This window comes from Rubellimicrobium aerolatum (assembly GCF_017872975.1).
In the GTDB taxonomy this organism is placed as follows: domain Bacteria; phylum Pseudomonadota; class Alphaproteobacteria; order Rhodobacterales; family Rhodobacteraceae; genus Rubellimicrobium; species Rubellimicrobium aerolatum.
Genome location: NZ_JAGGJP010000006.1, coordinates 54,872 through 77,994, shown reverse-complemented (window position 1 = coordinate 77,994; position 23,123 = coordinate 54,872). Strand labels below are relative to the sequence as shown.

Sequence of the window (23,123 nt, the reverse complement as noted above, 5' to 3'; positions counted from 1 at the left end):
GCTCAGGATTTCAGCCGAGGACCTTGCATGTCGATCGCCGAAGCCAGCCTCGAAGGCACGCCGCTCATCGCGCCGTCCACCATCGACCACCCCCTCTACGACAGCGTGGTCGAGGCCTGCCGGACCGTCTACGACCCCGAGATCCCGGTCAACATCTTCGACCTCGGGCTGGTCTACACGATCCGGATCGACGACGCGGGCGTGGTCGCCATCGTGATGACCCTGACCGCGCCCGGTTGTCCCGTCGCGGGCGAGATGCCGGGCTGGGTCGCCGACGCCGTGAACGCCGTCCCCGGTGTCCGTCAGGTGGACGTGCAGATGACCTTCGAGCCTCAGTGGGGCATGGAGATGATGTCCGACGAGGCGCGGCTCGAGCTCGGCTTCATGTGAGGGGACTTCCCGTCGGGCCCGCCGTGTGCTGAGTCCCACGGGACCCGGTCCTGGACCGACGCGTCACGCCCGAGGAGTCCCATGCTGCGCCTGCTTGCCCTGCTCGTCCTGACCGCCAACCCCGCGCTGGCGCAGGAAACCGTTCTCACGGCTGCCCCGCTCGAATGCGCGGCGGCCGAGTCGCTGCTGATCTACGGCCTGATCGACGGTGGCATCGACGGCGACACCTCGGACTTCTCGGCCTTGGTGGATGGGGGCGACGGCGTGGCCTGCCGAGACTATCTGGAGGGGGCCGGCTATGGCGAGGGGCTGAGCGACCCCGCCTGCATGGCGGCCATGGGGATCGTCGCCGCCTATGGCGTTCCCTCGGCCGAGGGCGACCCCGGCGCGCTCCTCCGCGACATCCTCCAGGGCGGCGACGGCCGGGACGGCTGCGTGGCGCTGCTCGAGGCCGCGCGCCCCTGGTGACCTGAACGACGAAGGCCCGGACGCGAGGTCCGGGCCCGATCCTTCGGACGTCTGTCGGGGGCAGCCTTACTTCGCCGGCGCGATCATCATCACCATCTGCCGCCCTTCCAGGCGGGGGAACGACTCGATCTTGCCTTGGGCCTTCACGTCATCGGCCACGCGGTCCAGCAGCGCCTTGCCGAGATCCTGATGCGCCATCTCACGGCCCCGGAAGCGCAGCGTCACCTTGACCTTGTCGCCCTCCTCCAGGAACTTGAACACCGACCGCATCTTGACCTCGTAGTCATGCGTGTCGGTCCCTGGACGGAACTTGACCTCCTTGATCTCGATGACCTTCTGGTTCTTCCGCGCCTCGGCTTCCTTCTTCTGCGTCTCGTACTTGAACTTGCCGAAGTCCATGATCTTGCAGACCGGCGGAACCGCGGTGGGCGAGATCTCTACGAGGTCCAGCCCGGCTTCCTCGGCGAGGCCGAGCGCCCGCTCGGGCGAGACGACGCCCAGGTTCTCGCCGCTGGCCCCGATCAGGCGGATGTCGCCGCCGCGCAGGAGGCGCTCGTTGATCCGGGGGCCGGTTTCGCGCACCGGGGGTGCGTTGTGGGGTCTGCGTCCTATGGCTGCGGTCCTTTGGCAGTGTCGGGGAATGCGCGGGGCAACATAAGGGGAGCGGCGCGTTCCTTCAACCCCGCGCGGCGGCCGTCACGCGACCGCGAGCGGCGTTGCCGCCACACGCGATCGTGACATATGACCTCCGAAGCCGGGCGCCTCACGCGCCGGCGCAAGCATTCTGAAGGACAGATGTGATGACACGCATCATAGCCATCGTCGTGGTGGTCGTCGCGGCGGTGGTCGCCTACATGTACAGCCGCAGCGACGACGTCGTTGTCGGCCAGGACGGGGTCGCCACCTCGACCGAGCCCGCAGGCGACGGCGGGGCCACGACGCCCGACACCGGCGCAGTCGAGCCCGCCGTGACCAATCCCGCCCAAGAGAACGCCGCCGATGCCGCCACCTCCGGCGAGGAGCCGACCGGCACCGAGGAGGCCGAGGGCGCCGGCGAGGCGGGAGCCTCCGCCAACACCTCCGAGACCGAGCCCAGCGAGGACGGCCCCGCCGCCGAGGAACCCGCCACGGGGCCGGGCGCGACCTCCACTGCCGAGGAGACGGACGGCGCGGGCGCGCAGGGCATCACCGCCGACACGAACGAGCCTGCCGCCACCGCCGGAGAGGAAGCCCCAGCGACGGAGACCACGACGGAGGACGGCGCCGGGACGGCGACCGACGGCGCAGCCATCGATGGCTCGACCACAGAGGAGAGCGCCGACCCTGGCCAGACCCCGCCCGGCCTTGAGACGACGAACGAGAACGCGCCGCAGGCCGCCGACGCAGTGGACCCGTCGGCGGAGGGCACCAACGCAGGCAACGCGGCGGGCACCGACGCCGCCACGGGCGACCAGGGCGCGGCGGCAGGCGGCACCGTCGCTCCGGCCGCGGCCGGCGGCGACGTCGCGACCGGCGCGCCTGCCGTCGATCCGGCCACGACCGACGGCACGGCGAACAGCGAGTCCGCCGGCACCGCGACCCCCACGCCCGAGGACGCCGCCGTGCCGACCGCTCCTGCCGACCTCGACACCCTGCTCGACCCCGCGAGCCTCGACGTCGCCGCGGTGAACCAGGCCATCGACGCCTCGTCGCTCGACGCTTCGCTCAAGACCCAGCTCAAGACCGCGCTGGAGCGGGCGCAGGGCTTTCCCGGCCTTCTGCCCGACGTGCTGACCCGCATCCGCACGGCACTGACGGAAGGCTGAGACCCAGAAACCGAAAAGGGCGCATGACCCCGGTCATGCGCCCTTCCCATGTCCCGAATGCGACGGCTCAGACGCCGTCGCCGACGAAGGCCTTCTCGACCACGAACTCGGCGGGATCGCTGTTCGCACCCTCGCGCAGGCCCGCCTTCTCCAGCAGCGCCTTGATGTCGAGGTTGAAGGCGAGGCTCCCGCAGACCATCGCACGGTCCACCGCCGGATCGAGCGGCGGGATGCCGAGGTCGCGGAACGCCTCCCCGCTCTCGATCAGCGTGGTGATCCGCCCCATCTTGGGGCTCTCCTCGCGCGTCGTCGTCGGATAATACTTCAGCTTGTCCCCGACCATCTCGCCGATCAGCTCGTCGTCCTTGAGCGATTCCACGATCTCGCGCCCATAGGTCAGCTCGGCCACCTCGCGGCAGGTGTGGGTGACGATCACCTCGTCGTACTTCTCCCAGGTCTCCGGCTCGCGCAGCAGCGAGGCGAAGGGCGCGAAGCCCGTTCCCGTCGCGAACATCCACAGCCGCTTGCCCGGCAGCAGCGCGTCGTGCACCAGCGTCCCCACCGGCTTGGGCCGCAGGATGATCTCGTCGCCCGGCTGGATGTGCTGGAGCCTGGAGGTCAGCGGCCCGTTCGGCACCTTGATCGAGTAGAACTCCAGTTCCTCGTCCCAGGCGGGCGAGGCGATGGAATAGGCGCGCAGCAGCGGCTTGCCGTTCTCACCCAGCAGCCCGATCATCACGAACTCGCCCGAGCGGAACCGGAGCGAGCGCGGCCGCGTCACGCGGAACGCGAAGAGCCGGTCGGTGAAGTGCCTGACGGAGGTGACGGTCTGCGCGTCCGGCAGGGTGACGGGCGACGCGGCCTTCTCAACGACGGGGGTCTGATCGGTCATCTGAAACGTCCTGGGGATGCTGCGCTCCTCGTGAAGCGCTCCGTGTAAAGGTTCGGTGCCACAAGGGAATGCGGCTCAGGCGCGCAGGCGGGCCTGATACCAGTTCTCGCGCCAGTCGGCCCGGGCGAGCCACTGCGCCTCGGGCTGGCGGGCGGCCAGCGCCTCGTCGATCTCCACCTCGTCGAAGCCCACGCGGCGGGCCATGGCATACTGGTCGGCCAGCACGTGCCCCACCGCCCGCAGCCGCCCGGTGAAGCCGAAGCTGCGGAGGTCGCGGGCGTGGCTGAACCCTCGCCCGTCGTTGAAGGCCGGGAAGCGGACGCGGATCAGCGCCACCTGCCCCAGCACGCCCACCAGCACGCGCGGGTCGTCGGCGGGGCCGATCTCCACCCCGTCGCCCTCCTGCACCTCGGCGATCTCGGCCAGCGGCCGGACCACGCCGGGGAAGTCGTCGGTCGCGAAGCCGGTGTCGGTGACGATGATGCTCATGCCTGTCTCCTCAGCCCGCCGCGACCGAGCCGCGCACGATCTTGCCGTCGACGATGTGGATGCCGCATTCTTCCTTCTGGGTGTTCCGCCAGCGCCCGGCGCGCGGGTCCTCGCCCTCCCTGACGGGCGTGGTGCAGGGCGCGCAGCCGATGGACGGATAGCCCTTGGCCACCAGCGGATGACGCGGCAGCCGGTTCTCGTTCATGTAGTCCCTCAGGTCCTCGCTCGTCCAATGGGCGAGCGGGTTGACCTTGATGCGGATGTCGCCCTCGTTCTCGAAGAAGTCGAGCGCGGCCCGCGTCTTGCCCTGATACCGCTTCCGCCCGGTGATCCAGGCGTCGTAGCCCAGCAGCGCGGTCTGCAACGGGAGGGTCTTGCGAAGGTCGCAGCAGGCGTCGGGGTTCCCCTTGTGGAGGAGCCCGAACGGGTCCTTTGCGGCGACCTCGGCCGGATCGGGCTTGATGACCTGTACGTTGGTCAGCCGCAGCCGCTCGGTCAGCTCCAACTGATAGGCCAGCGTCTCGGCGAACAGCATCTCGGTGTCGATGAACAGCACCGGCACGTGCCGGTTCGTCACCGCCGCCATGTGCAGCAGCACCACCGACTCGGCCCCGAAGGAGGACACCATCGCCAGCCGCCCCACCTGCGGATCGGTCATGGCGTGGTGCATCACGTCCGCTGCCGCGTGGTGCTTGTAGCGGGCGTTCAGCTCCGCCACCCGCTCGGCCACGGGACGAAGGTTCGCGCCGCTCACCGGCACGGCGTCGATCCTGGTGATCGGTTCAGGCCGCATCCGCCGTTTCCTCCGTTCCATAGAGGAAGCCCTTGAACGGCTCCGGTCCCACACGGCGGAAGGTCTCAAGGAACGTCTCCTCGGCGTCGCGCCGGATCTCCAGGTAGCCCAGCACCAGCCGCTCCACCGCGCCAACGATCTCCTCGGCCGGGAAGCCGGGGCCCATCTTCTCGCCGATGGCCGCCGTCTCGGTGCCGTCGCCGCCGAGCGTCACCTGATAGTTCTCCACCCCCGCCCGATCCAGGCCCAGGATGCCGATGTGGCCCACATGGTGGTGCCCGCAGGCGTTGATGCAGCCCGAGATCTTGATCTTGAGAGGCCCGACCTCGTGCTCGACCTGCATCTCCTCGAAGCGCATGGCGATCTGCTGCGCGATGGGGATGCTCCGCGCCGTCGCGAGCGCGCAGTAGTCCATGCCGGGGCAGGCGATGATGTCGCTGACCAGCCCGATGTTCGCCGTCGCGAGGTCCGCCTCGCGCAAGCTGGCCCAAACCGCCGGCAGGTCCGACTTGTGGACATGCGGCAGGATGATGTTCTGCTCGTGGCTCACCCGCAGCTCGCCATGGCCATAGCGTTCCGCCAGGTCGGCCATGACCCGCATTTGATGGGCCGTGGCGTCGCCCGGCGTGTCCCCATGCTTCTTGAGCGAGATCGACACGATGGCGTAGCCGTCCACCTTGTGCGGATGGAGGTTGGTGTCGGCCCAGGCGCGGAACACGGCGTTCCCTGCGCGGAAGGCCTCGAACTCGTCCACCGGCACGTTGCGGAAAGCCGGCGGCACGAACTGCGCCTCGATCTCTTTCAGCACTTCCTGGTCGGCCCCCGACCACTGCGACCGCAGGCGGGCAAAGCGCTCCTCCACGTCCGCCTTGAAGGCGTCCAGCCCGTTCTCGAAGACGGTGATCTTGATGCGCGCCTTGTATTTGTTGTCGCGCCGGCCCTTGAGGTTGTACGCCCCCAGGATCGCCTCGATGTAGGGCAGCAGGTCCGCCTGCGGCAGGAAGTCCCGGATCACCTGCGCCAGCATCGGCGTCCGTCCCAGACCGCCGCCCACCAGCACCTCGAAGCCGGGCTCGCCCGCCTCGTTCCGCACCATCCGAAGCCCGATATCGTGCGCCTTGGTCACCGCCCGGTCGTTGGGCGACCCGGTGATGGCGATCTTGAACTTGCGCGGCAGGAACTGGAACTCCGGGTGGTCGGTGGACCATTCCCGCAGCAGCTCCGCGATGGGGCGCGGGTCCGCGATCTCGTCCGCGGCGGCGGCGGCGAAGTGGTCCGCCGTCACGTTCCGCACGCAGTTGCCCGAGGTCTGGATCGCGTGCATCCCCACGTCCGCCAACGCGTCGAGGATGTCCGGCACGTCCTTCAGGCGCGGCCAGTTGAACTGGATGTTCTGCCGCGTGGTGAAGTGACCATAGCCTCGGTCCCACCGCTCCGCGATGTCGGCGAGCCGCCGCATCTGATCCACGCGCAGCGTCCCATAGGGGATCGCCACCCGCAGCATGTAGGCGTGCAGTTGCAGATACAGCCCGTTCATCAGCCGCAGCGGCCGGAACTCGTCCTCGGTCAAGGAGCCGTCGATCCGCCGCTCCACCTGCCCCCGGAACTGCGCCACGCGCGAACGGACGAAGGCCTCGTCGAATTCGTTGTATCTATACATTGGAGAGCGTCTCGTTGCCGGGAATCTTGCCGCGGGGCGTCAGGCCCTCGGCGCGCTTGCCGTGATGATAGTTGGTGGGGCCATGGGTGCGGAAGGCCTCGCGGAAATGCGTTGGCACCGGCCCGCCCGCCCCGGCGGAGGCGTCCACCAGCTCGGCCCCGACCACGACGCCCGGCTGCCCCTTGGCGAACAGCAGCCGGATCGCCGCGTGCGCCTCGTCCTCGATCAGCTCGGCCTCGGCCATGTCACGGGTCCAGCGGTCGTCCTCGGTCAGCCAGACGGCATCCCCCTCCAGGAGGTGGTTGGCGGACACGACCTTCGGCGTGAATCGGCGGCTCATGACACGGCCTCCTGGGCAAGGTTGCGAACGGCGGCCTGCGCGGCGCGAGGCGCCAAGCCAATAAAGGTCAGGGCGGGGCCGTCAAGCCGCGCCTCGGACATCATGGGCTCCATCTGCGACACCGTCGTGACGAGCACCCGCTGCTCGGGGCGCGAGGCGTTCTCCACCACCGTCACCGGCGTCTCCGGGTCGCAGCCGTGCATGAGCAGCCGCCCCTGCACGAATCGCGCCGACCGCTTGCCCATGTAGATCGCCGCGACCTCGCCGGGCCGCGCGAGCGCCTTCCAGTCGTGGTCAGCGAAGCCCTTCACGTCATGCCCGGTCAGCAGCCGCACCGAGGCGTTGCGCCCCCGCCGCGTCAGCGACTGACCAATCGCGGCCACCGCCGCCGACGCCGCCGTGATCCCCGGCACGATGGCAAAGGAGATCCCGGCCGCCTCCACCGCCTCCACCTCCTCGTCCAGCCGCCCGAACACCGTCGGATCGCCCGCCTTGAGCCGCACGACGTGCCGCCCCTTCCGGGCGTGCCGCACGATCAGGGCGTCGATCTCGGCCTGCGGGGTCGAGGGGCCGAACCCCTCCTTGCCCGCGTCCACGATCAGCGCCTCGCGCCGCGCGAGGTCGAGGATCGCGGGCGTCACCAGCCGGTCGTGGATCACCACGTCGGCCCCGTCCAGCGCCCGCCGCGCCCGCACGGTGAGGAGGTCCGGGTCGCCCGGCCCCGCGCCCACGAAATCCACGTGCCCTTTGCTGGGCGAAGCCGTCAGGTGGTCCGCCAGAAGCTGCGCGAGTGCCGGCGCGACGGCCTGTTCTCCGCCCTTCGCATGGGCTTGCGGCCCGATGCTCGCGTAATATTCCGCCCAGAATTCCCGCCGCCGCCGCCCGAAAGGCAACCGCTCCGCCGCCTGCCGGAAGGACCGCCCGACCCGCGTCAGCAGCCCCAGCGACGACGGCAGTCGCGCCTCCAGATCGGCCTTGATCGACCGCGCCAGCACCGGGGCCGCGCCTTCGGTCCCGATCGCCACCACCACCGGGTCGCGATCCACGATGGCCGGCGTGATGAAGGCGGAATCCTCCAGGTTGTCCACGATGTTGTGCGGCACCCGAGTCTCGGTGGCGAGGGCCGCGAGCCGCGCGTCGAGAAGATCGTCCTCGTCCGCGCCATAGGCCAGCACCGCGCCCATCAGGTCGGCGGCCTCGATGGGACGACGGTAGAGCGACAGCCGCCCCTCGGCCGCCCAATGCTCGACTTCCGGCTCGGCTTCGGGCGCATAGACCTCGATCCGCGCTTCCGTCTTCAGCAGCAGCCGCAGCTTGGCCAGCGCCGCGTCGCCGCCGCCCGAGACGACGATCCGCCGCCCCTTGACCGCCATGAAGACCGGGAAATGCTGCATCGGCCGACTCCGCCACGTCTCTATCGTTCGCCCAATATAGAACTTTGTCCCGCAAAATTGCCATTGTGCGTAGCAGATAAGGACATACGTTCGCCCCAGCACGCCAGCCAGGACATATGTCCCGCTTTCCCCCGGAGCCGAGAATGACGTTCTCCCCCGACGACACCGACCGGAAAATCCTGCGCGAGATGCAGGCCGACGCGGGCCGCTCGCTCGACGAGATCGCCCGCGCCGTGGGCTCCTCCAAGACCCCCGTCTGGAACCGCATCAAGCGGATGCGCGAGGCCGGGATCATCCGCCAGCAGACCGTCCTGCTCGACGCCGAGGCGCTGGGCTTCGAGGCGACCTTCTTCGTCCTCATCCGCACGTCGGAGCACGAGGCCGACTGGCAGCGCCGCTTCCTCGCCACCCTACGCGCCCGCCCCGAGGTGCAGGAGGCCCACCGCCTTGCCGGCGACATCGACTATATCCTGAAGGTGCGGGTCAGGAACGCCCGCGCCTACGACACCTTCTATCAGGCCCTCATCTCCGAGGTCCGCATCCACACCGTGACCGCGCTGCTGTCGATGGAGGAGATCAAGAGCACGGCGGCCCTGCCGCTGTGACGACCACCACCCCGATCCGCCGTTGGGCGGGCTTCAGCCCGCTACACGACCGCGCCGCCAGCGCCCCCATGGCGGGCTGAAGCCCGCCCTTCGCTCTCCGGCCAGCGACGGCCTCCGTAGGGTGCGCGGCTCTCCAGCCACCGGCCCAAGGTTCACGCGCCGCCGGTCGTCACGACCAACCGCTCCAGCCCGCGAAAGTGATACACGTCCCCATAGCGCGGCGCCTCGGCCAGCCGCAGCCCCGGACACCGCTCGAACAGCCGCCCGAGTCCGATCACCAACTCCAGCCGCGCCAGCGGCGCCCCCACGCAGAAGTGGATGCCGCCGCCGAAGGCCACGTTCGCCGGCCCCTCCCGCGCCGGGTCGAACTGCCCCGGCCCGGCATAGGCCAGCGGATCGCGATTCGCCGCCCCAAGCAGCAGCGCCACCCGATCCCCCCGCCGGAACGGATGCCCGAACAGCTCCACGTCCTCGTAGACCCAGCGCGTGAACATATGCAGCGGCGGGTCGAACCGCAGGATCTCCTCGACGGCAGCTTCGGTTACATCCCGAACCTCATGCTCCAGCAGAGCCTTGGCGCCGTTCCCCATCGTGTGCACGGTCGCCTCGTGCCCGGCGTTCAGCAGCAGGATGCAGGTCGTCACCAGTTCGTCGGTCGAGAGCCGCTCCCCCGCCTCCTCCGCCGCGATCAGGTGCGTCAGCAGGTCGTCCCCTGGCCGCGTCCGCCGCGCCGCGATCGTCTCCTCGACGAAGCCCCGGAACGCGAGCGCCGCCTCCACCGCCGCGTCCTCGACCTCCCGCGTCCGCCGCGCCTGGTACATCGCCACCATAGCGTTCGACCAGCGCAGCAGATCGCCCGCGCGCTCCTCCGGCACCCCCAGCAGCCGCGCGATCACCACCACCGGGATCACCCGCCCATAGGCGTCGAGCAGGTCGAACGTCCCCTCCGGGAACCCGTCGATCAGCCGATCGCAAAGCGCCGCGATCTCTGGTCCCATCGCCGCGATCCGCCGCGAGGTGAAGGCCCGCAGCACCAGCCCACGCAGCCGCGTGTGCCGGGGCGGCTCCAGCTCCAGCATCGAATGGGCCTCGATGTCGTAGAAGGGCCGGACGTGCCCGGGCCAGCCCGTCGCCATCTCCGCCGGCGCCTCCCGCCCGAGCCGCCGGTCGCGCAGCAGCGCCGCCACCGCCCGGTGCGACACGGCGCAGGGAAGGCCGTACTCCTCCCACCAGAACAGGTCGCCCCCTGCCCGCGCGCGGTCGTAGAACGGATAAGGGTCCTGGACGAAGGCCGGATCGGTCGGCGCCTGCGACAGCCGCAGCATCAGGGCAGCTCGATCTCCGCCGCCTGCTCCAACGCCTTGACGATGGGCGAGAAGTCGGCGGCCCTGAGGCTCGCGCCCCCCACCAGCGCCCCATCCACTTCGGGGATGGCGAAGATCTCGGCGGCGTTCGATGCCTTCACGCTGCCGCCATAGAGCAGCCGCACATGGGCCGCGTCCGCTCCCAGCCGCGCCGACAGCCGCGACCGCAGGAAGTCGTGCACCTCGGCGATCTGCTCACTCGTCGGCGTGAGCCCGGTCCCGATGGCCCACACCGGCTCATACGCGACCACGGTGTTGAGCCCCGTCGCCCCTTCTGGCACGCTCGCGTCGAGCTGACGCCCCACGACCTCCAGCGTCCGCCCCGCCTCGCGCTCGGCCAGCGTCTCGCCCAGGCAGATCACCGCGACGAGCCCCGCGCTCCAGGCCGCCCGCGCCTTGTCCGCCACCGCCTCGTCGCTCTCGCCATGGTCCGCCCGCCGCTCCGAATGGCCGACGATGACATGGGTTGCCCCGGCATCGGCGAGCTGCGCCGCCGCCACGTCGCCCGTATGCGCCCCCGAGGCCTTGGCGTGGCAGTCCTGCCCGCCGACCATCAGCGAATGCTGCCCCTTCAGAGCCGCCAGCCGCCCGACCAGCGTCGCCGGCGGGCAAAGCAGGATCTCCACTCCCGGCGAAGGATGAGCGGCGATCAGCGCCTCCACCTCGGACAGGCTCGCGGCCGTCCCGTTCATCTTCCAGTTCCCGGCGGCAAGCTTGCGGCGCATCCCGATCCCTCCGTTGGCGGCGGGACAGGGTTAGCAGCGGGCCCGGACGGCGGGAAGGGTCAGCGCGCGGGCGCGTCCGCGAACTTGACCGACTCGCCGCAGCCGCAGGCCTCCACGACGTTGGGGTTGCGGAACCGGAACCCGGCCTCAAGCAGCGACATTTCGTAGTCGATCACCGTGCCGATCAGGAACATCTGCGCCATGGGCGCGATCATCACCCGCGCGCCGTCCTGCTCCACCACCTCGTCGAGCGGGTTGACCGTCTCGGCCCAGTCCATGGTGTATTCCATGCCCGCGCAGCCGCCCTTCTTGACGCCCACGCGCAGGCCCGTCCGCCCCTCCCGCTCCATCATGCGGGCGATCTGCCGCGCGGCGGCGGGGGTCAGGGTCACGGCCTGCTTTCCGGGGATCGAGAACATCGGGGGGCCTCCAGGTCAGGCCCCACAGATAAGGCCCCGACCCGCGCGTGAAAAGGGGGCCGCGCCCGCGACCCCCCACCCGTTCAGCGCGAGGCCACCGCCAGCCCGAGGAGCGGCGTGATCCGCCGCAGCGTCGCCCGCCGGTTGTCGCCCTCCGGCCCTTCGGTCCGCACCTTCAGGAACTCCTCGCCATAGCCCTGCACCACCAGGTTCTCCGGCGGGATGTCGAAGTTCTCGGCCAGCGCCAGCGCCACCGACTCCGCCCGCCGGTCCGACAGCGCCAGGTTCGCCGCCTCCGAGCCCACCGCGTCCGTGTGCCCCTCGATCAGGAACACCTCGCCGGGATTCGCCTCCAGCGAGTCCTCGATCAGCACCCCCATCCGCACGAGATTCGACAGTTCGTTCCCCGGAATCGCCGCCGAGCCCGTCGGGAAGCTCACCTGCAGGTCGATGGCCGGCACGAGGTTCCGCACCGCCGCGATCTCGCGCACCTGCCGGAGCGTGAAGCGCCGCCCGGGATCGTAGCCGCTTTCCCGGTCCAGCAGCGCCCGCAGCTCCGCCACGTCGAGATCGCCCGACGACACCACCACCGGCGGCGGCGCCTCGTCCAGCAGCCGCCGCACGTCCACAGGCTCCGACGCCTCCAGGTCGTTGAACAGCTCCACCTGGCTGCCGTCCGGCAGCACCCGCGCCCGCCGCAGCACCCGGCCCTCGGCGTCGCGGACGGTGACGACCTGCGTCCCGTCCTCGCGCGTCAGGAAGGTCCGCGTGGACCCGTCGCGGAAACTCTCGGTCCGCACCTGCGACCCCGCCTGCCGCAGGATGGCGTCGTCGTCGCGATAGACCTCGTAGCCGCCGGTCAGGTCGTTGCGCGTCACCACCCGGTCGCCCGAGTTCGCCACCACCTCCTCGCGCCCGTTGCCTAGGAACGTCCCCACCGCCGCCGCGCCGAGGCCCAGCAGCAGCGCCTTCTCCAGGTTGCTCAGGCCCTCGTCGTCGCCGTCGTTGCGCGCCTCGCCCGACAGGTCGGTGGCGAAGTCCTCCGTGGCCGAGCGCACCTCGTCCGCGCCGATGGTGCGGACCTCGACCTCGGCCCCCTCGGGCTGCTCCTCCTCGGCCGAGGCGGCCTCGACGGCGCGCTCCTCGGCCGCTTCCGCCGCCTCGCGGGCCGCCTCGGCCTCCGCCTCCGCCTCGGCGGCGCGCGCCATCTCCTCGGCGGCCTCCTCGTCGGCCTGGGCGCGGGCGCTCTCCTCCGCCCCGGCCCGAGCCGCCGCGTCCTCGGCGGCGGCCGCCTCGGCCTCGGCGCGGGCCTGCGCCTCGGCCTCGGCGATGGCCCGGCGGTCGGCCTCCTCCAGGTTCTCCGATTCCGTCGCCTCGGCTTCCGCAGCCGCAGCCGCCGCCTCGTCCGAAGCCGACTCATCCGCCGCCTCGTCCGCAGCCACATCGGCGGCGTCCTCCGCAGCCGCCTCCGGCACCGACTCCTCGGCCGCCTGCGCCTCGGGCTCCGCCCCGGCCGGCTCCTCGCCCGTCTCAGCGGGAGCCACCTCGGCCTCCGCCTCGGCCCGGGCAGCCTCCTCCGCCGCCTCCGCTTCCGCCGCCTGCGCCTCGGCTTCGGCCTGAGCCGCCGCCTCCGCTTCGGCCCGGGCGGCCTCCTCGGCGGCCTGCCGCTCGGCGTCATCCGCCGCCTGCCGCTCGGCCTCGGCCGCCGCCTCGGCTTCCGCCTGAGCCTGCGCTTCCGCCGCAGCCGCCTGCTCGGCCGCCTGCCGCTCCGCCTCGGCCCGAGACTCCGCTTCCGCCGCAGCCTCGGCCTCCGCCTGAGCCGCAGCCTGTTCCTCGGCCCGTGCCGCATCGTCCTCCGCCTCGGTCGGGGCCTCGGTCGGAGCCTCGGTCGGGGCCTCGGTCGGGGCCTCGGTCGGGGCCTCGGTCGGGGCTTCGACCTCCTCGGCGGGCGCTTCCTCCGCCGGAGCCTCCTCCGCCGCCGCCTCCGGCTCCTCGATCTCCGGCGCTGCCTCGGCCTCGCCGCCCTCGGGCCCCGCCTCCGCCTCGGCGCAGGGCGGCGCCGAGCCGTCGGGGCAGGCCTGCTGCTCGCCCTCCTGGGCCCGCGCCTCGGGCACCAGCGGCCCCGGCGGCACGAGGAGCGACAGGGTGGCGATCAGCGCCGTGGTGGCGCGGATGGGTCGTGTCGTCATGAACTGCTTTCCTCCCGGCGGACGCGCGCCGACGGCGCGGCGGCGCGATCCGCGATCAACGCATGGCAGCCCACGTGGTTTCCCCCGCGCCGCTAGGCAATAGCGCCGCGCCCCCGGCGCATAACCCGGCCCACCCGCCCGCCATTGCGGCCCCGCCTTGCAGTCCCTACCCTCCTCCCCGCGAACAGGAGGACGCGCCATGAACGAGACCACGCGGATCGCCCCCCCCGCCAACCCGTCGAGCCCCGACCCGTCCGGCCACGGCCCCGGCCTGTCCTCCTTCGACTGGACCGACCCCTTGCGGCTGGAAGACCAGCTCTCCGAGGACGAGCGGATGCTCCGCGACGCCGCCCGCCGCTTCGCGGAAGGACGCCTCGCCCCCCGCGTCCGCCAGGCCTACGCCGAGGAGTCCGCCGACCCGGCGATCTTCGCGGAGATGGGCGAGGCCGGCCTCCTCGGCGTCACCATCCCCGAATCCTTCGGGGGCCTCGGCGCGGGTTACGTGTCCTACGGGCTCGTCGCGCGCGAGGTGGAGCGGGTCGACTCCGGCTACCGCTCGATGATGTCCGTCCAGTCCTCGCTGGTCATGTATCCGATCCACGCCTACGGCACCGACGCCCAGCGCGCCCGCTACCTGCCCGGCCTCGCCGCCGGAAGCCTGATCGGCTGCTTCGGCCTGACCGAGCCCGACGCCGGCTCCGACCCCGGCGGGATGCGGACCAGCGCCCGCAGGACCGCGAACGGCTATCTGCTGAACGGCACCAAGACCTGGATCAGCAACGCGCCGATGGCCGACGTCTTCGTGGTCTGGGCCAAGTCCGAGGCGCATGGCGGCCGCATCCGGGGATTCGTCCTCGACAAGGGCACCCCCGGCCTCTCCGCGCCCCGGATCGACGGCAAGCTCAGCCTGCGCGCCTCCCCCACCGGCCAGATCGTCCTGGCCGACGTGGAGGTCCCCGAGGACGCGCTCCTTCCGGGCGTCGAGGGCCTCAAGGGTCCCTTCGGCTGCCTCAACCGCGCCCGCTACGGCATCGCCTGGGGCGTGATGGGCGCGGCCGAGGCCTGCTGGCACGCCGCCCGCCAGTATGGCCTCGACCGCCGGCAGTTCGGCCGCCCCCTCGCCCAGACCCAGCTCTTCCAGAAGAAGCTCGCCGACATGCAGACCGACATCGCCCTTGGCCTCCAGGGGGCGCTCGCGCTTGGCCGCATGATGGAGGCGGGCACCGCCTCGCCCGAATCCGTCTCCTTGATGAAGCGCAACAACTGCGGCAAGGCGCTCGACATCGCCCGCGCCGCCCGCGACATGCTGGGAGGCAACGGCATCTCCGACGCCTTCCCGGTGATGCGCCACATGATCAACCTGGAAACGGTGAACACCTACGAAGGCACCCACGACGTGCACGCCCTGATCCTCGGGCGCGCGCAGACCGGGCTCCAGGCCTTCCAGTAGCTCAGGCCCGCGCATCGAACAGGTTCACCACGCTCGGGATGCGGATGCCCTCGGGCGTGGCAAAGGCCCGGTAGGCCGCCGCCAGTTCCTCGCGCACCGCCCGCCGGTCCGCCTCGGTGGCCTCCGCCGCCGCCAGGATGCGGACGGCGGGGCCGAGCGAGGTGGCCAGCCCCGCCACCTCCTCCGCCCCGCCCGGCGGGTGCAGCCGCAGCGCCACGCCCTCGCCCCGGACCTCCGCGAAGCCCGCCGCCTCCAGCAGCCCGACCACCCGGCCCGCGTCGGCGAAGGCAAAGGGCCCCGGCGCGCCCGCCGGCGTGACCTCCACCGGCGGCCCGACCCGCCGCACGGCGGCGTCGCGCGCCAGCGTGAAGAACGGGTTCCCCGAGAGCGGCCCCCAGGCGACCAGCACCATCCGCCCGCCGGGCCGCAGCGCCCCCCGCAGATTGCGGAACGCCGCCACCGGGTCCGCGAAGAACATCGACCCGAACTGCGACGCCACGAGGTCGAACCCGGCCGGGGGCAGCGCCGCCACCTGCGCGTCGTCCCGCCGGAACGCCAGCCCCGTCACCCCCTCCGCCGCCCGTCGCGCCTCCGCCCGCGCCAGCAGCGGCCCCGAGATGTCGAGCCCCAGCACCGACCCGCCCGGCGCGACCGCCCGCGCCAGCCGGACCGACAGCGCGCCGCCGCCGCAGCCCACCTCCAGCACCCGCTCGCCCGGCCCCGACGCCGCCCGCCCGAGCAGGAGGTCCGAGACCTCCGCCGTCAGCCCCTCCAGCGCCCGCTCGTGGACCGTCCAGAGCCGCCCGACCTCGCCGTTCCAGAACTCCGCCTGATCCTCGTTCGCCATGTCACTCCCCCATCCGCTCCAGCGCCACCGGCACCGCGCCGCGCGCCGGCCGGCCCTCCGGCTCCCGCGACAGCAGCAGCGCCGCCCCTAGCTCGGGCAGGTAGGCCATCCGCAGCCGCAGCGCCCCGGACTTGCCCCAGTCGTAGCGCACCTCTACCCCGACCGCCCGATAGGCGCAGTCGCCGATCTCCAGCGGCGGCACCTGCGAGAAGCCGACGGTCGTCAGCTCCGACCGCGCCGGCCCGGTGGCGTGGCGCAACGTCGTCATCCCCGACCAGCCCCGCCCCGGCGCGGGCGGCGGCAGCGTCAGCGGCGCCTGCGGATAGACCACGCCCACCAGCGTCTCGGGCAGCGGCCCGCCCTGCGCGTCGAGCGAGACCTCCTCGAAGACGTAGACCCCATGCGCCGCCCGCAGCCGCATCCCCGGCCGACCGTCCGCCCGCCGCTCCTCGACCACGATCGCCCCGTCGCCCCCCCGCCGCAGCAACGCCGAATCGCCGCTGGCGAAGCGCGCCACCACCCCCGCCCCCAGGTCCGCCGACCCCAGGCAACCGGCCGCGACGGGACCGCCCAGGGTCAGGAGGGCAAGGAGAATCGGCAGGCGCATGGGGGATCTCCGTCGGACATCCCGTCGTAATACCCGCCCGGCCGCCCTCGCAACCCCCGACCCCCGCCGCCCCGCTCTGGCGGCAAGGGGCCGCCCGTGCTACCCCGCCGCCATGCCGCACCGCGCCCCCGCCCCGACCCGCCTCACGCTCCGCCGCCCCGACGACTGGCACCTGCACCTGCGCGACGGCGCCATGCTCCGCGCCGTGGCCCCGCACTCGGCCCGCGACTTCGCCCGCGCCATCGTCATGCCGAACCTCGTCCCGCCGGTGGTGACGGGCGCGCAGGCGAGCGCCTACCGCGACCGCATCCGCGCCGCCCTCCCCGAGGGCGCCCGGTTCGAGCCGCTGATGACCCTCTACCTCACCGAATCCACCGACCCCGACGACGTGGCCCGCGCCTTCCTGTCGGGGGTCGCGCAAGCGGTGAAGCTCTACCCCGCCGGCGCCACCACCAACTCCCACGCCGGCGTCCGCGACCTCGACCGCGTGCGCCCGGTGCTGGAGCGGATGGCCGAGATCGGGATGCCCCTCTGCCTCCACGGCGAGGTCACGGACCCCCAGGTGGACATCTTCGACCGCGAGGCCGCCTTCATCGACCGCGTGCTCAAGCCCCTGCGCCGCCGCGTCCCCGACCTGCGGATCGTGCTTGAACATGTGACCACCCAGGACGGCGTGGACTTCGTGCGCGACCAGCCCCGCAACATGGCGGCGACGATCACCACCCACCACCTCGTCATCAACCGCAACGCCATCCTCGCCGGCGGCATCCGCCCCCACTACTACTGCCTCCCCGTCGCCAAGCGCGAATCGCACCGCATCGCCCTGGTGCAAGCCGCCATCTCGGGCGACGAGCGGTTCTTCCTCGGCACCGATTCCGCCCCGCACACCGACGCGGCCAAGCTCCAGCCCTGCGGCTGCGCCGGCTGCTTCACCGCCCCGGTGACGCTCCCCATCCTGGCCGAGGTCTTCGAGGCCGCCGAGGAGCTGGACCGCCTCGAATCCTTCGCCTCCCTGAACGGCCCCCGCTTCTACGGCCTCCCCCCCAACGAGGAGCGGATCACGCTGACCAAGGGCGAGCCCTGGACCCCTCCCGCGAGCATCCCCACCGACGACGGCCCCGTGACGGTGTTCGACCCCGGCTTCCCGCTCCACTGGCGCGTCGAGGGCTGACGCCCCGCCATTTCGCCTCCGTAGGGCGGGGTTCACCCCGCCACGAGGCGCAACGCTGGCGAAATGAACCCCGCCCTGCGCCACCATCCCACGCCCGCCCCCACGCGGCGGGGCTCCTCCCCACCGCGCCCCTGTCCCCCTTCCGTCCCCCGCCCATCCGTCCTATGCGGCCCCCGACCGCCGCAGGAGCCGCCGCCATGATCCCCACCAGCTTCCCCCCGCGCGAGGAGATCGCGCGCCTCTCCGCCGCCATGCTGCTGGAGGTGAACGCCGTCCACTTCAACGCCCGCGAGCCCTTCACCCACGCGAGCGGTCGCAAGGCCCCCACCTACATCGACTGCCGCCGCCTGATCTCCTTCCCGCGCATCCGCGCGGCGCTGATGGACTTCCTCTGCGTGACGGTGATGCGCGAAGCCGGGCTGGAGGCCTTCGACAACATCGCCGGCGGCGAGACGGCGGGCATCCCCTTCGCCGCCCTGGTCGCCGAGCGCATGGCCCTCCCCATGACCTACGTCCGCAAGAAGCCCAAGGGCTACGGCCGGAACGCCCGCATCGAGGGCGTGATGACCGAGGGCCAGCGCGTCCTGCTGGTCGAGGACCTCGCCACCGACGGCGGCTCCAAGCTGTCCTTCGTGCAGGCCATCCGCGACACCGGGGCGACCTGCGCCCACACGGCGGTGATCTTCGCCTACGGCATCTTCCCCGAGATGCACGCGCGGCTCGCCGCCGAGGGCGTCGCGCTCCATTCCCTCTGCACCTGGTGGGACGTCCTCGCCGAGGCCCGCCGCTGCGGGGCCTTCGACGCCGAGACCCTGGCGGCCGTCGAATCCTACCTCCACGACCCCGAAGGCTGGCACCCCGCCTGAGCCCGCCTCGGGCGCGTGCTTCCGGGCCACAGGCCTCGGGGTCAGGCGCCATCCCACGCGCGCCCCTCGGAAGGGGGGTTCCACCCCACCTTGCGCCAGCGGCCCCCGCGCCAGCCCCGCCGCCCGCGCCTGCCCCCTCAACTTGGCCCAAATACGCAAGCGACGCCCCCACCCGCGCTCCGGCCCGGGGGTGTTGCGCGAATCGCGCCTGAGCGTTCGTTGCTGTCGGACGGCGTTAACGCCTGCGTGCGATCCTCCTCGCACACGACGCCCCGGGACCGCCCGCGCGACCAGACCACCTGTCGCGCCTTCGGACTCCTCGCCGCCGGGGCGACAACCGCTGTTTGACAGGACGCCGTGCGGCCGGCGCCCGACCGGGAGGACCCACCCCCGCGCTGGATTGCGCCGGGACGGGGCCGCAAAGACCCGCCCGCCACGCGTCGAATACGCGCCAACCGGCCCCCGGGGCTGTTGTCCCCAGGCCCCTTCGATTCATCCACAGGGCCGCCCACAGGATTCACCGTTTGTCGCTGTGCCCGACTCGGCATAGGAGCTAAGAAAACAGAAGACGAACACGAGGCCCGAGTGATGACCGAGATCGCGCCCTTCCGGCCGCGCCAGCCCGCCGAGCCTGCCATCCAGGAAGCGATGCCCCACAGCATCGAGGCCGAGCAGCAGATCCTCGGCGCGATCCTGACGAACAACGACATCTTCGACCGCATCTCCGCGATCGTCGGGCCCGAGCACTTCTACGACCCCGTCCACGCCCGCATCTACGAGGTCGCGAAATCCCGCATCCTCAAGAACGCGCTGGCCTCCCCCGTCACCCTCAAGGCCTTCCTCGAAGCCGACGAGGGCCTCAAGGAACTCGGCGGCCCCGCCTACCTCGCCCGCCTCGCCGCCGCCGCCATCTCCGGCTTCGCCGCCCGCGACTACGCCCAACTGATCTACGACCTCGCCATCCGGCGCGAGCTCATCAAGCTGGGCAAGGAGATCGCCGACCGCGCCGCGACCGTCGAGGTCGAAAGCCCCCCGGCCGAGCAGATCATCCAGGCCGAATCGGCCCTCTACAAGATGGCCGAGCAGGGCAAGTCCGAGACCGGCTTCCAGTCCTTCCTCCGCGCCGTCACCGACGCCGTGCAGTCCGCGAACGCCGCCTACCAGCGCGACGGCGGCCTCGCCGGCATCTCGACGGGCCTCATCGACCTCGACAAGAAGCTCGGCGGCCTCCACCCCTCGGACCTCCTGATCCTCGCCGGCCGCCCCTCGATGGGCAAGACCTCGCTCGCCACCAACATCGCCTTCAACATCGCCAAGGCCTACCGCCGCGGCCGTCGCCCCGACGGCACCGAGGGCACGGTCAACGGCGGCGTCGTCGGCTTCTTCTCCCTGGAGATGTCCGCCGAGCAGCTCGCCGCCCGCGTCCTCTCCGAGGCCTCCGAGGTCCCCTCCGAGCAGATCCGCCGCGGCGACATGACGGAAGCGGAATTTCGTCGCTTCGTGGAAGCGGCGAAGGACCTCGAAGCCTGCCCCCTCTTCATCGACGACACGGCCGCGATCCCCATCAACCAGCTCGCCGCCCGCGCCCGCCGCCTTAAGCGGACCCACGGCCTCGACGTGCTGATGGTGGACTACCTCCAGCTCATCCGCCCCGCGACCGCCAAGGACAGCCGGGTGAACGAGGTGTCCGAGATCACGCAAGGCCTCAAGGCCATCGCCAAGGAGCTCGACATCCCCGTGGTCGCCCTGTCCCAGCTCTCCCGCCAGGTGGAGAACCGCGAGGACAAGCGCCCGCAGCTTTCCGACCTCCGCGAATCCGGCTCCATCGAGCAGGACGCCGACGTGGTGATGTTCGTGTTCCGCGAGGAATACTACAAGGAGCGCGAGAAGCCCGGCGAGCACGAGCTCGAAAAGATGGCCAAGTGGCAGGAGGAGATGGAGCGTCTCCACGGCCGGGCCGAGGTCGTCATCGGCAAGCAGCGCCACGGCCCCATCGGCACCGTAGAGCTTTCGTTCGAAGGCCGCTTCACCCGCTTCGGCAATCTGGCGAAGGCTTGGCAGGGCGAGGATCGGTAGGTCGCGGCGCAGCCTGCGGAACGCTCCCGCCAGCCCCGCCGTTGGGACGGAATCGACGCCACGCAGGAGCCGCGCCCATATCCACCGACCCGACCACGCCGCCCCAGGAGCAACGCCAGAGCATCGTCAACGCCGACGTGCCGTCCGAGACCCTGAAGACGGGGCTGCCGGACGTGGGCGAGGGCACCTCGGCGGCCCACCTCGCCCGCGACACGGTTCCCGGCCAGGCGGGCGAAGGCGACAAGCAGGGCGTGGACCCCGACCTCGACCCGCTCGACCCGAGGGTCTGACCGCCGGCCCGCCCTCCTCAGTGCGTATGCGCCGCGCCCGTCAGCGTGACGACCGGCGCGGGCTCCTCCAGGTCGTGCGCGTCCTGCCCCTCGGCCGGGATCTCCGTCCACTCGACCGACGCCGCGCCGCACTCCTGCACGACCGGGAAGTAGAGCGGGCGCCCCGTCTCCCCTTCGGGCAGCACGGCGCGGATCACGAACTCGTCGAACCACTCGTCCGGCAGCGCGCCGCCGCTCCAGACCACCTCGCGCACGCCCTCCGTCACCGTCTCGCCGTGCAGCACCGCCGGCTCGGCGTAGGAGCCGACCACCGTCTCCAAGGTCCAGCCCGGCTTGGGCATCGGCTTCACGTTGACCACCCCGTCCGGGATGCGGACGCGAAGCGCCGTGGTCGCCGCCCCGTCGCAGCCGTGCCCCACGCGCAGGACCCCCTTGTAGGTGCTGCCCGCCGCCGCCTCGGCAGTCTCGAAGCTCACGTGCGCCAGCGCCGGAGCGGCGAGCGTGGCAAGGAAGGCGCCCGCGAGGGCCAAGGTCCTGGGGGTCATCGTCGTCTCCGTCTGGGGTCCTCTCGGGACCGCGTGGGCAATCAGGGAACACGCCCCGCTCCTACCCCGCCCCGCCGTCGGGCAATTTGTCCCGCCGCAACCTTCCGGCGCGGGGCCGCCCCTTGCCGCCCCGCGCCTCTCCTGCCATGACGCCGCCCATGGGAACTGGCCGCCTCTCCATCGATCTCTCCGCCATCGTCTCCAACTGGAAGGCGCTGGCCTCCCTGGCGCGCACCGAGGCCGCGCCGGTCGTCAAGGCCGACGCCTACGGCCTGGGCGTCGGCCCCGTGGCCCGCGCGCTGGCCGAGGCCGGGGCGCGGCGCTTCTTCGTCGCCTACGCCGAGGAAGGCTTCGCGCTCCGCCGCGCGCTGGGTCCGGGGCCCGAGATCCTGGTCCTCGGCGGCCACATGGAGGGCGACGCCCGCCTCCTCGCCGAATGCGGCCTGACGCCGATGCTCAACTCCGTGGAGCAGCTCACCCGCCACCTCGAATCGATGCCCGAGCAGCCCTTCGGCCTCCAGCTCGACACCGGCATGAACCGCCTCGGCTTCGAGTGGGCCGAATGGGCCGCCGTGGCCGAGATCGCGCTCTCGCAGGCCCCCGTCCTGCTGATGAGCCACCTCGCCTGCGCGGACGAGCCCGACCACCCGATGAACCCCTACCAGCTCGACCTCTTCCGCCAGATGACGGACGGGCTGAACGTGCCGCGCTCGCTCTCGGCGACGGGCGGCATCCTCCTCGGGCCCGACTACCATTTCGACCTCGTGCGCCCCGGCATCGGCCTCTACGGCGGCCTCCCCTTCGAGCACGCGCAACCCGTGGTGGCGCTCGACCTCCCCGTGATCCAGGTCCGCGAGTTGCAGGAGGGCGAGGTCGCGGGCTACGGCAACACCTGGCAGGCGCAGCGGCCCTCGCGGCTCGCCACCGTGGCGGCGGGCTACGCCGACGGGCTCCTCCGCAGCCTCAGCCACCGGCTCACCCTCTGGAATGGCGACAAGCCCTGCCCCGCCGTGGGCCGCGTCTCGATGGACCTCCTGATCGTGGACGTGACCGACCTCGACGGGACGCCCGAGGCCCTGACAATCCTGGGCCCCAAGCAGGGCATCGACCGCCTGGGCGAATCGGCGGGCACCATCGGCTACGAGGTGCTGACCTCGCTGGGCTCCCGCTACGCCCGCGCCTATCGGGGATGATCCTCGCGGCCCTGGCCCGGCTCGACGCCTGGGCGCTGGGCCTCCTCGCGGGCCTCGGCCGCTTCCCGATCCTCACCGCCCGGACCTTCAGCCATGCGCTGCGCCCCCCTTCCGCGGGCGCGAGATCGCGGCGGCGCTGCTTCAGATCGGCTGGCTCTCGCTCCCCGTCGTGGGCCTTGCTGCGCTCCTCACCGGCGGCGCGCTCGCGCTCCAGATCCACGCCGGCGGCAACCGCTTCGGGGCCGAGGAGGTGGTCCCCCAGATCGTCGCCATCGGCATGGTGCGCGAGCTGGGCCCCGTCCTCGTCGGCCGGATGATCGCCGCCCGCGTCACCTCCTCCATCGCCGCCGAGATCGCGACCATGAAGGTGACCGAGCGGATCGACGCCTTGGTGACGCTCTCGACCGACCCGATGAAGCATCCGGTCCTGCCCCGAGTCCTCGCCGGCCTCCTCACCGTGCCGCTCCTCGTCGGCGTGGGCGACGTGATCGGCGTGACCGGCGGCTGACTCCTGGCGGTGCAGCGGCTAGGCTTCGCCTCCGAAT

24 protein-coding genes and 1 pseudogene are annotated in these 23,123 nt (G+C 72.0%); 11 read left to right on the top strand and 14 right to left on the bottom strand.

The features are described from left to right. Nucleotides 1-27: 27 nt before the first annotated feature. Nucleotides 28-390 carry an SUF system Fe-S cluster assembly protein gene (locus tag J2Z33_RS08855; RefSeq protein WP_209839994.1) on the top strand — a complete coding sequence of 121 codons (363 nt, stop codon included), beginning with the start codon at nt 28-30 and terminating at the stop codon, nt 388-390. A gap of 81 nt (nt 391-471) precedes the next feature. After that, nucleotides 472-858: a hypothetical protein gene (locus J2Z33_RS08850; protein ID WP_209839993.1), complete on the top strand. Its 387-nt coding sequence runs from the start codon at nt 472-474 to the stop codon at nt 856-858. Between the two features lie 66 nt (nt 859-924). Here J2Z33_RS08850 and infC read toward each other — a convergent pair whose 3' ends face one another. Further along, nucleotides 925-1,440 carry a translation initiation factor IF-3 gene (gene infC, locus J2Z33_RS08845; RefSeq protein ID WP_342454154.1) on the bottom strand — a complete coding sequence of 172 codons (516 nt, stop codon included), beginning with the start codon at nt 1,438-1,440 and terminating at the stop codon, nt 925-927. A 218-nt stretch (nt 1,441-1,658) separates the two neighbouring features. On the opposite strand from infC, the gene J2Z33_RS08840 reads away from it, so the two are divergent. After that, on the top strand, nt 1,659-2,663 hold the full coding sequence (locus tag J2Z33_RS08840) for a hypothetical protein (RefSeq protein ID WP_209839992.1): 1,005 nt from the start codon (nt 1,659-1,661) through the stop codon (nt 2,661-2,663). A gap of 67 nt (nt 2,664-2,730) precedes the next feature. On the opposite strand, the gene J2Z33_RS08835 is transcribed toward J2Z33_RS08840, so the two are convergent. The 6 genes from J2Z33_RS08835 to cysG all read right to left on the bottom strand — a co-directional run bounded on the left by J2Z33_RS08835 (nt 2,731) and on the right by cysG (nt 8,231). Beyond that, nucleotides 2,731-3,555, bottom strand: coding sequence for a ferredoxin--NADP reductase (locus J2Z33_RS08835; RefSeq protein WP_209839991.1), 825 nt, complete (start codon nt 3,553-3,555; stop codon nt 2,731-2,733). A gap of 75 nt (nt 3,556-3,630) precedes the next feature. Further along, on the bottom strand, nt 3,631-4,044 hold the full coding sequence (locus tag J2Z33_RS08830) for a DUF934 domain-containing protein (RefSeq protein WP_209839989.1): 414 nt from the start codon (nt 4,042-4,044) through the stop codon (nt 3,631-3,633). Between the two features lie 10 nt (nt 4,045-4,054). Further along, entirely contained in the window at nt 4,055-4,837 is a 783-nt protein-coding gene (locus J2Z33_RS08825) for a phosphoadenylyl-sulfate reductase (protein ID WP_209839987.1), read from the bottom strand. Beyond that, nucleotides 4,827-6,497 carry a nitrite/sulfite reductase gene (locus J2Z33_RS08820; RefSeq protein ID WP_209839985.1) on the bottom strand — a complete coding sequence of 557 codons (1,671 nt, stop codon included), beginning with the start codon at nt 6,495-6,497 and terminating at the stop codon, nt 4,827-4,829. Before J2Z33_RS08820 ends, J2Z33_RS08825 begins: the two co-directional genes overlap by 11 nt. Then, the gene (locus J2Z33_RS08815; RefSeq protein ID WP_209839983.1) at nt 6,490-6,837 is read right to left on the bottom strand and encodes a DUF2849 domain-containing protein; all 348 of its coding nucleotides are present in this window, start codon (nt 6,835-6,837) and stop codon (nt 6,490-6,492) included. Before J2Z33_RS08815 ends, J2Z33_RS08820 begins: the two co-directional genes overlap by 8 nt. Further along, entirely contained in the window at nt 6,834-8,231 is a 1,398-nt protein-coding gene (cysG, locus tag J2Z33_RS08810) for a siroheme synthase CysG (protein WP_209839981.1), read from the bottom strand. Before cysG ends, J2Z33_RS08815 begins: the two co-directional genes overlap by 4 nt. A 143-nt stretch (nt 8,232-8,374) precedes the next feature. On the opposite strand from cysG, the gene J2Z33_RS08805 reads away from it, so the two are divergent. Beyond that, nucleotides 8,375-8,836, top strand: coding sequence for an Lrp/AsnC family transcriptional regulator (locus tag J2Z33_RS08805; protein WP_209839979.1), 462 nt, complete (start codon nt 8,375-8,377; stop codon nt 8,834-8,836). 152 nt (nt 8,837-8,988) lie between these two features. Here J2Z33_RS08805 and J2Z33_RS08800 read toward each other — a convergent pair whose 3' ends face one another. The 4 genes from J2Z33_RS08800 to J2Z33_RS08785 all read right to left on the bottom strand — a co-directional run bounded on the left by J2Z33_RS08800 (nt 8,989) and on the right by J2Z33_RS08785 (nt 13,533). Further along, nucleotides 8,989-10,161 carry a cytochrome P450 gene (locus J2Z33_RS08800; RefSeq protein WP_209839977.1) on the bottom strand — a complete coding sequence of 391 codons (1,173 nt, stop codon included), beginning with the start codon at nt 10,159-10,161 and terminating at the stop codon, nt 8,989-8,991. Further along, nucleotides 10,161-10,925 (bottom strand): triose-phosphate isomerase, encoded by a 765-nt coding sequence (tpiA, locus tag J2Z33_RS08795; protein ID WP_209839975.1) that lies wholly within the window; start codon nt 10,923-10,925, stop codon nt 10,161-10,163. The genes J2Z33_RS08800 and tpiA overlap by 1 nt, the downstream gene beginning before the upstream one ends. Nucleotides 10,926-10,984: 59 nt before the next feature. Then, entirely contained in the window at nt 10,985-11,344 is a 360-nt protein-coding gene (locus J2Z33_RS08790; protein ID WP_209839973.1) for a HesB/IscA family protein, read from the bottom strand. A gap of 83 nt (nt 11,345-11,427) precedes the next feature. Then, nucleotides 11,428-13,533 (bottom strand): OmpA family protein, encoded by a 2,106-nt coding sequence (locus J2Z33_RS08785; protein ID WP_209839971.1) that lies wholly within the window; start codon nt 13,531-13,533, stop codon nt 11,428-11,430. Between the two features lie 199 nt (nt 13,534-13,732). Between J2Z33_RS08785 and J2Z33_RS08780 the strand changes: the two genes are divergently transcribed. Continuing rightward, nucleotides 13,733-14,983 (top strand): acyl-CoA dehydrogenase, encoded by a 1,251-nt coding sequence (locus J2Z33_RS08780; RefSeq protein ID WP_209839969.1) that lies wholly within the window; start codon nt 13,733-13,735, stop codon nt 14,981-14,983. A 1-nt stretch (nt 14,984) separates the two neighbouring features. Here the strand turns inward: J2Z33_RS08780 and J2Z33_RS08775 are convergent, their stop codons facing one another. Both J2Z33_RS08775 and J2Z33_RS08770 read right to left on the bottom strand, forming a co-directional pair. Continuing rightward, nucleotides 14,985-15,830, bottom strand: a complete 846-nt coding sequence (locus J2Z33_RS08775; protein ID WP_209839967.1) for a class I SAM-dependent methyltransferase — start codon at nt 15,828-15,830, stop codon at nt 14,985-14,987. Nucleotide 15,831: 1 nt separating this feature from the next. Beyond that, on the bottom strand, nt 15,832-16,437 hold the full coding sequence (locus J2Z33_RS08770) for a hypothetical protein (protein WP_209839965.1): 606 nt from the start codon (nt 16,435-16,437) through the stop codon (nt 15,832-15,834). A gap of 112 nt (nt 16,438-16,549) precedes the next feature. Here J2Z33_RS08770 and pyrC point away from each other — a divergent pair, with 112 nt between their 5' ends. From pyrC to J2Z33_RS08750, 4 genes are all read left to right on the top strand, one after another. After that, nucleotides 16,550-17,608 (top strand): dihydroorotase, encoded by a 1,059-nt coding sequence (gene pyrC, locus J2Z33_RS08765; protein ID WP_209839963.1) that lies wholly within the window; start codon nt 16,550-16,552, stop codon nt 17,606-17,608. Nucleotides 17,609-17,805: 197 nt separating this feature from the next. Next, nucleotides 17,806-18,474, top strand: a complete 669-nt coding sequence (locus J2Z33_RS08760; protein ID WP_209839961.1) for an orotate phosphoribosyltransferase — start codon at nt 17,806-17,808, stop codon at nt 18,472-18,474. Between the two features lie 588 nt (nt 18,475-19,062). After that, nucleotides 19,063-20,550 carry a replicative DNA helicase gene (locus J2Z33_RS08755; RefSeq protein WP_245218720.1) on the top strand — a complete coding sequence of 496 codons (1,488 nt, stop codon included), beginning with the start codon at nt 19,063-19,065 and terminating at the stop codon, nt 20,548-20,550. Between the two features lie 137 nt (nt 20,551-20,687). Continuing rightward, entirely contained in the window at nt 20,688-20,840 is a 153-nt protein-coding gene (locus J2Z33_RS08750) for a hypothetical protein (protein WP_209839959.1), read from the top strand. A 17-nt stretch (nt 20,841-20,857) separates the two neighbouring features. On the opposite strand, the gene J2Z33_RS08745 is transcribed toward J2Z33_RS08750, so the two are convergent. Further along, on the bottom strand, nt 20,858-21,385 hold the full coding sequence (locus J2Z33_RS08745) for a YcnI family protein (protein ID WP_209839957.1): 528 nt from the start codon (nt 21,383-21,385) through the stop codon (nt 20,858-20,860). A 158-nt stretch (nt 21,386-21,543) separates the two neighbouring features. Here J2Z33_RS08745 and alr point away from each other — a divergent pair, with 158 nt between their 5' ends. Continuing rightward, complete coding sequence (gene alr, locus J2Z33_RS08740; protein WP_209839955.1) at nt 21,544-22,578, top strand: alanine racemase; 1,035 nt, start codon at nt 21,544-21,546, stop codon at nt 22,576-22,578. Next, nucleotides 22,575-23,083 (top strand): annotated as a pseudogene (locus J2Z33_RS08735) (MlaE family ABC transporter permease); the annotation flags it as partial. The gene alr and the pseudogene J2Z33_RS08735, both read left to right, overlap by 4 nt. Between the last annotated feature and the right edge of the window lie 40 nt (nt 23,084-23,123).

Bases quoted from the DNA above. Each gene is read 5' to 3' on its own strand.
- J2Z33_RS08855 (WP_209839994.1), top strand. From the start codon at position 28: ATGTCGATCGCCGAAGCCAGCCTCGAAGGCACGCCGCTCATCGCGCCG.
- J2Z33_RS08850 (WP_209839993.1), top strand. From the start codon at position 472: ATGCTGCGCCTGCTTGCCCTGCTCGTCCTGACCGCCAACCCCGCGCTG.
- J2Z33_RS08840 (WP_209839992.1), top strand. From the start codon at position 1,659: ATGACACGCATCATAGCCATCGTCGTGGTGGTCGTCGCGGCGGTGGTC.
- J2Z33_RS08835 (WP_209839991.1), bottom strand. From the start codon at position 3,555: ATGACCGATCAGACCCCCGTCGTTGAGAAGGCCGCGTCGCCCGTCACC.
- J2Z33_RS08830 (WP_209839989.1), bottom strand. From the start codon at position 4,044: ATGAGCATCATCGTCACCGACACCGGCTTCGCGACCGACGACTTCCCC.
- J2Z33_RS08825 (WP_209839987.1), bottom strand. From the start codon at position 4,837: ATGCGGCCTGAACCGATCACCAGGATCGACGCCGTGCCGGTGAGCGGC.
- J2Z33_RS08820 (WP_209839985.1), bottom strand. From the start codon at position 6,497: ATGTATAGATACAACGAATTCGACGAGGCCTTCGTCCGTTCGCGCGTG.
- J2Z33_RS08815 (WP_209839983.1), bottom strand. From the start codon at position 6,837: ATGAGCCGCCGATTCACGCCGAAGGTCGTGTCCGCCAACCACCTCCTG.
- cysG (WP_209839981.1), bottom strand. From the start codon at position 8,231: ATGCAGCATTTCCCGGTCTTCATGGCGGTCAAGGGGCGGCGGATCGTC.
- J2Z33_RS08805 (WP_209839979.1), top strand. From the start codon at position 8,375: ATGACGTTCTCCCCCGACGACACCGACCGGAAAATCCTGCGCGAGATG.
- J2Z33_RS08800 (WP_209839977.1), bottom strand. From the start codon at position 10,161: ATGCTGCGGCTGTCGCAGGCGCCGACCGATCCGGCCTTCGTCCAGGAC.
- tpiA (WP_209839975.1), bottom strand. From the start codon at position 10,925: ATGCGCCGCAAGCTTGCCGCCGGGAACTGGAAGATGAACGGGACGGCC.
- J2Z33_RS08790 (WP_209839973.1), bottom strand. From the start codon at position 11,344: ATGTTCTCGATCCCCGGAAAGCAGGCCGTGACCCTGACCCCCGCCGCC.
- J2Z33_RS08785 (WP_209839971.1), bottom strand. From the start codon at position 13,533: ATGACGACACGACCCATCCGCGCCACCACGGCGCTGATCGCCACCCTG.
- J2Z33_RS08780 (WP_209839969.1), top strand. From the start codon at position 13,733: ATGAACGAGACCACGCGGATCGCCCCCCCCGCCAACCCGTCGAGCCCC.
- J2Z33_RS08775 (WP_209839967.1), bottom strand. From the start codon at position 15,830: ATGGCGAACGAGGATCAGGCGGAGTTCTGGAACGGCGAGGTCGGGCGG.
- J2Z33_RS08770 (WP_209839965.1), bottom strand. From the start codon at position 16,437: ATGCGCCTGCCGATTCTCCTTGCCCTCCTGACCCTGGGCGGTCCCGTC.
- pyrC (WP_209839963.1), top strand. From the start codon at position 16,550: ATGCCGCACCGCGCCCCCGCCCCGACCCGCCTCACGCTCCGCCGCCCC.
- J2Z33_RS08760 (WP_209839961.1), top strand. From the start codon at position 17,806: ATGATCCCCACCAGCTTCCCCCCGCGCGAGGAGATCGCGCGCCTCTCC.
- J2Z33_RS08755 (WP_245218720.1), top strand. From the start codon at position 19,063: ATGACCGAGATCGCGCCCTTCCGGCCGCGCCAGCCCGCCGAGCCTGCC.
- J2Z33_RS08745 (WP_209839957.1), bottom strand. From the start codon at position 21,385: ATGACCCCCAGGACCTTGGCCCTCGCGGGCGCCTTCCTTGCCACGCTC.
- alr (WP_209839955.1), top strand. From the start codon at position 21,544: ATGGGAACTGGCCGCCTCTCCATCGATCTCTCCGCCATCGTCTCCAAC.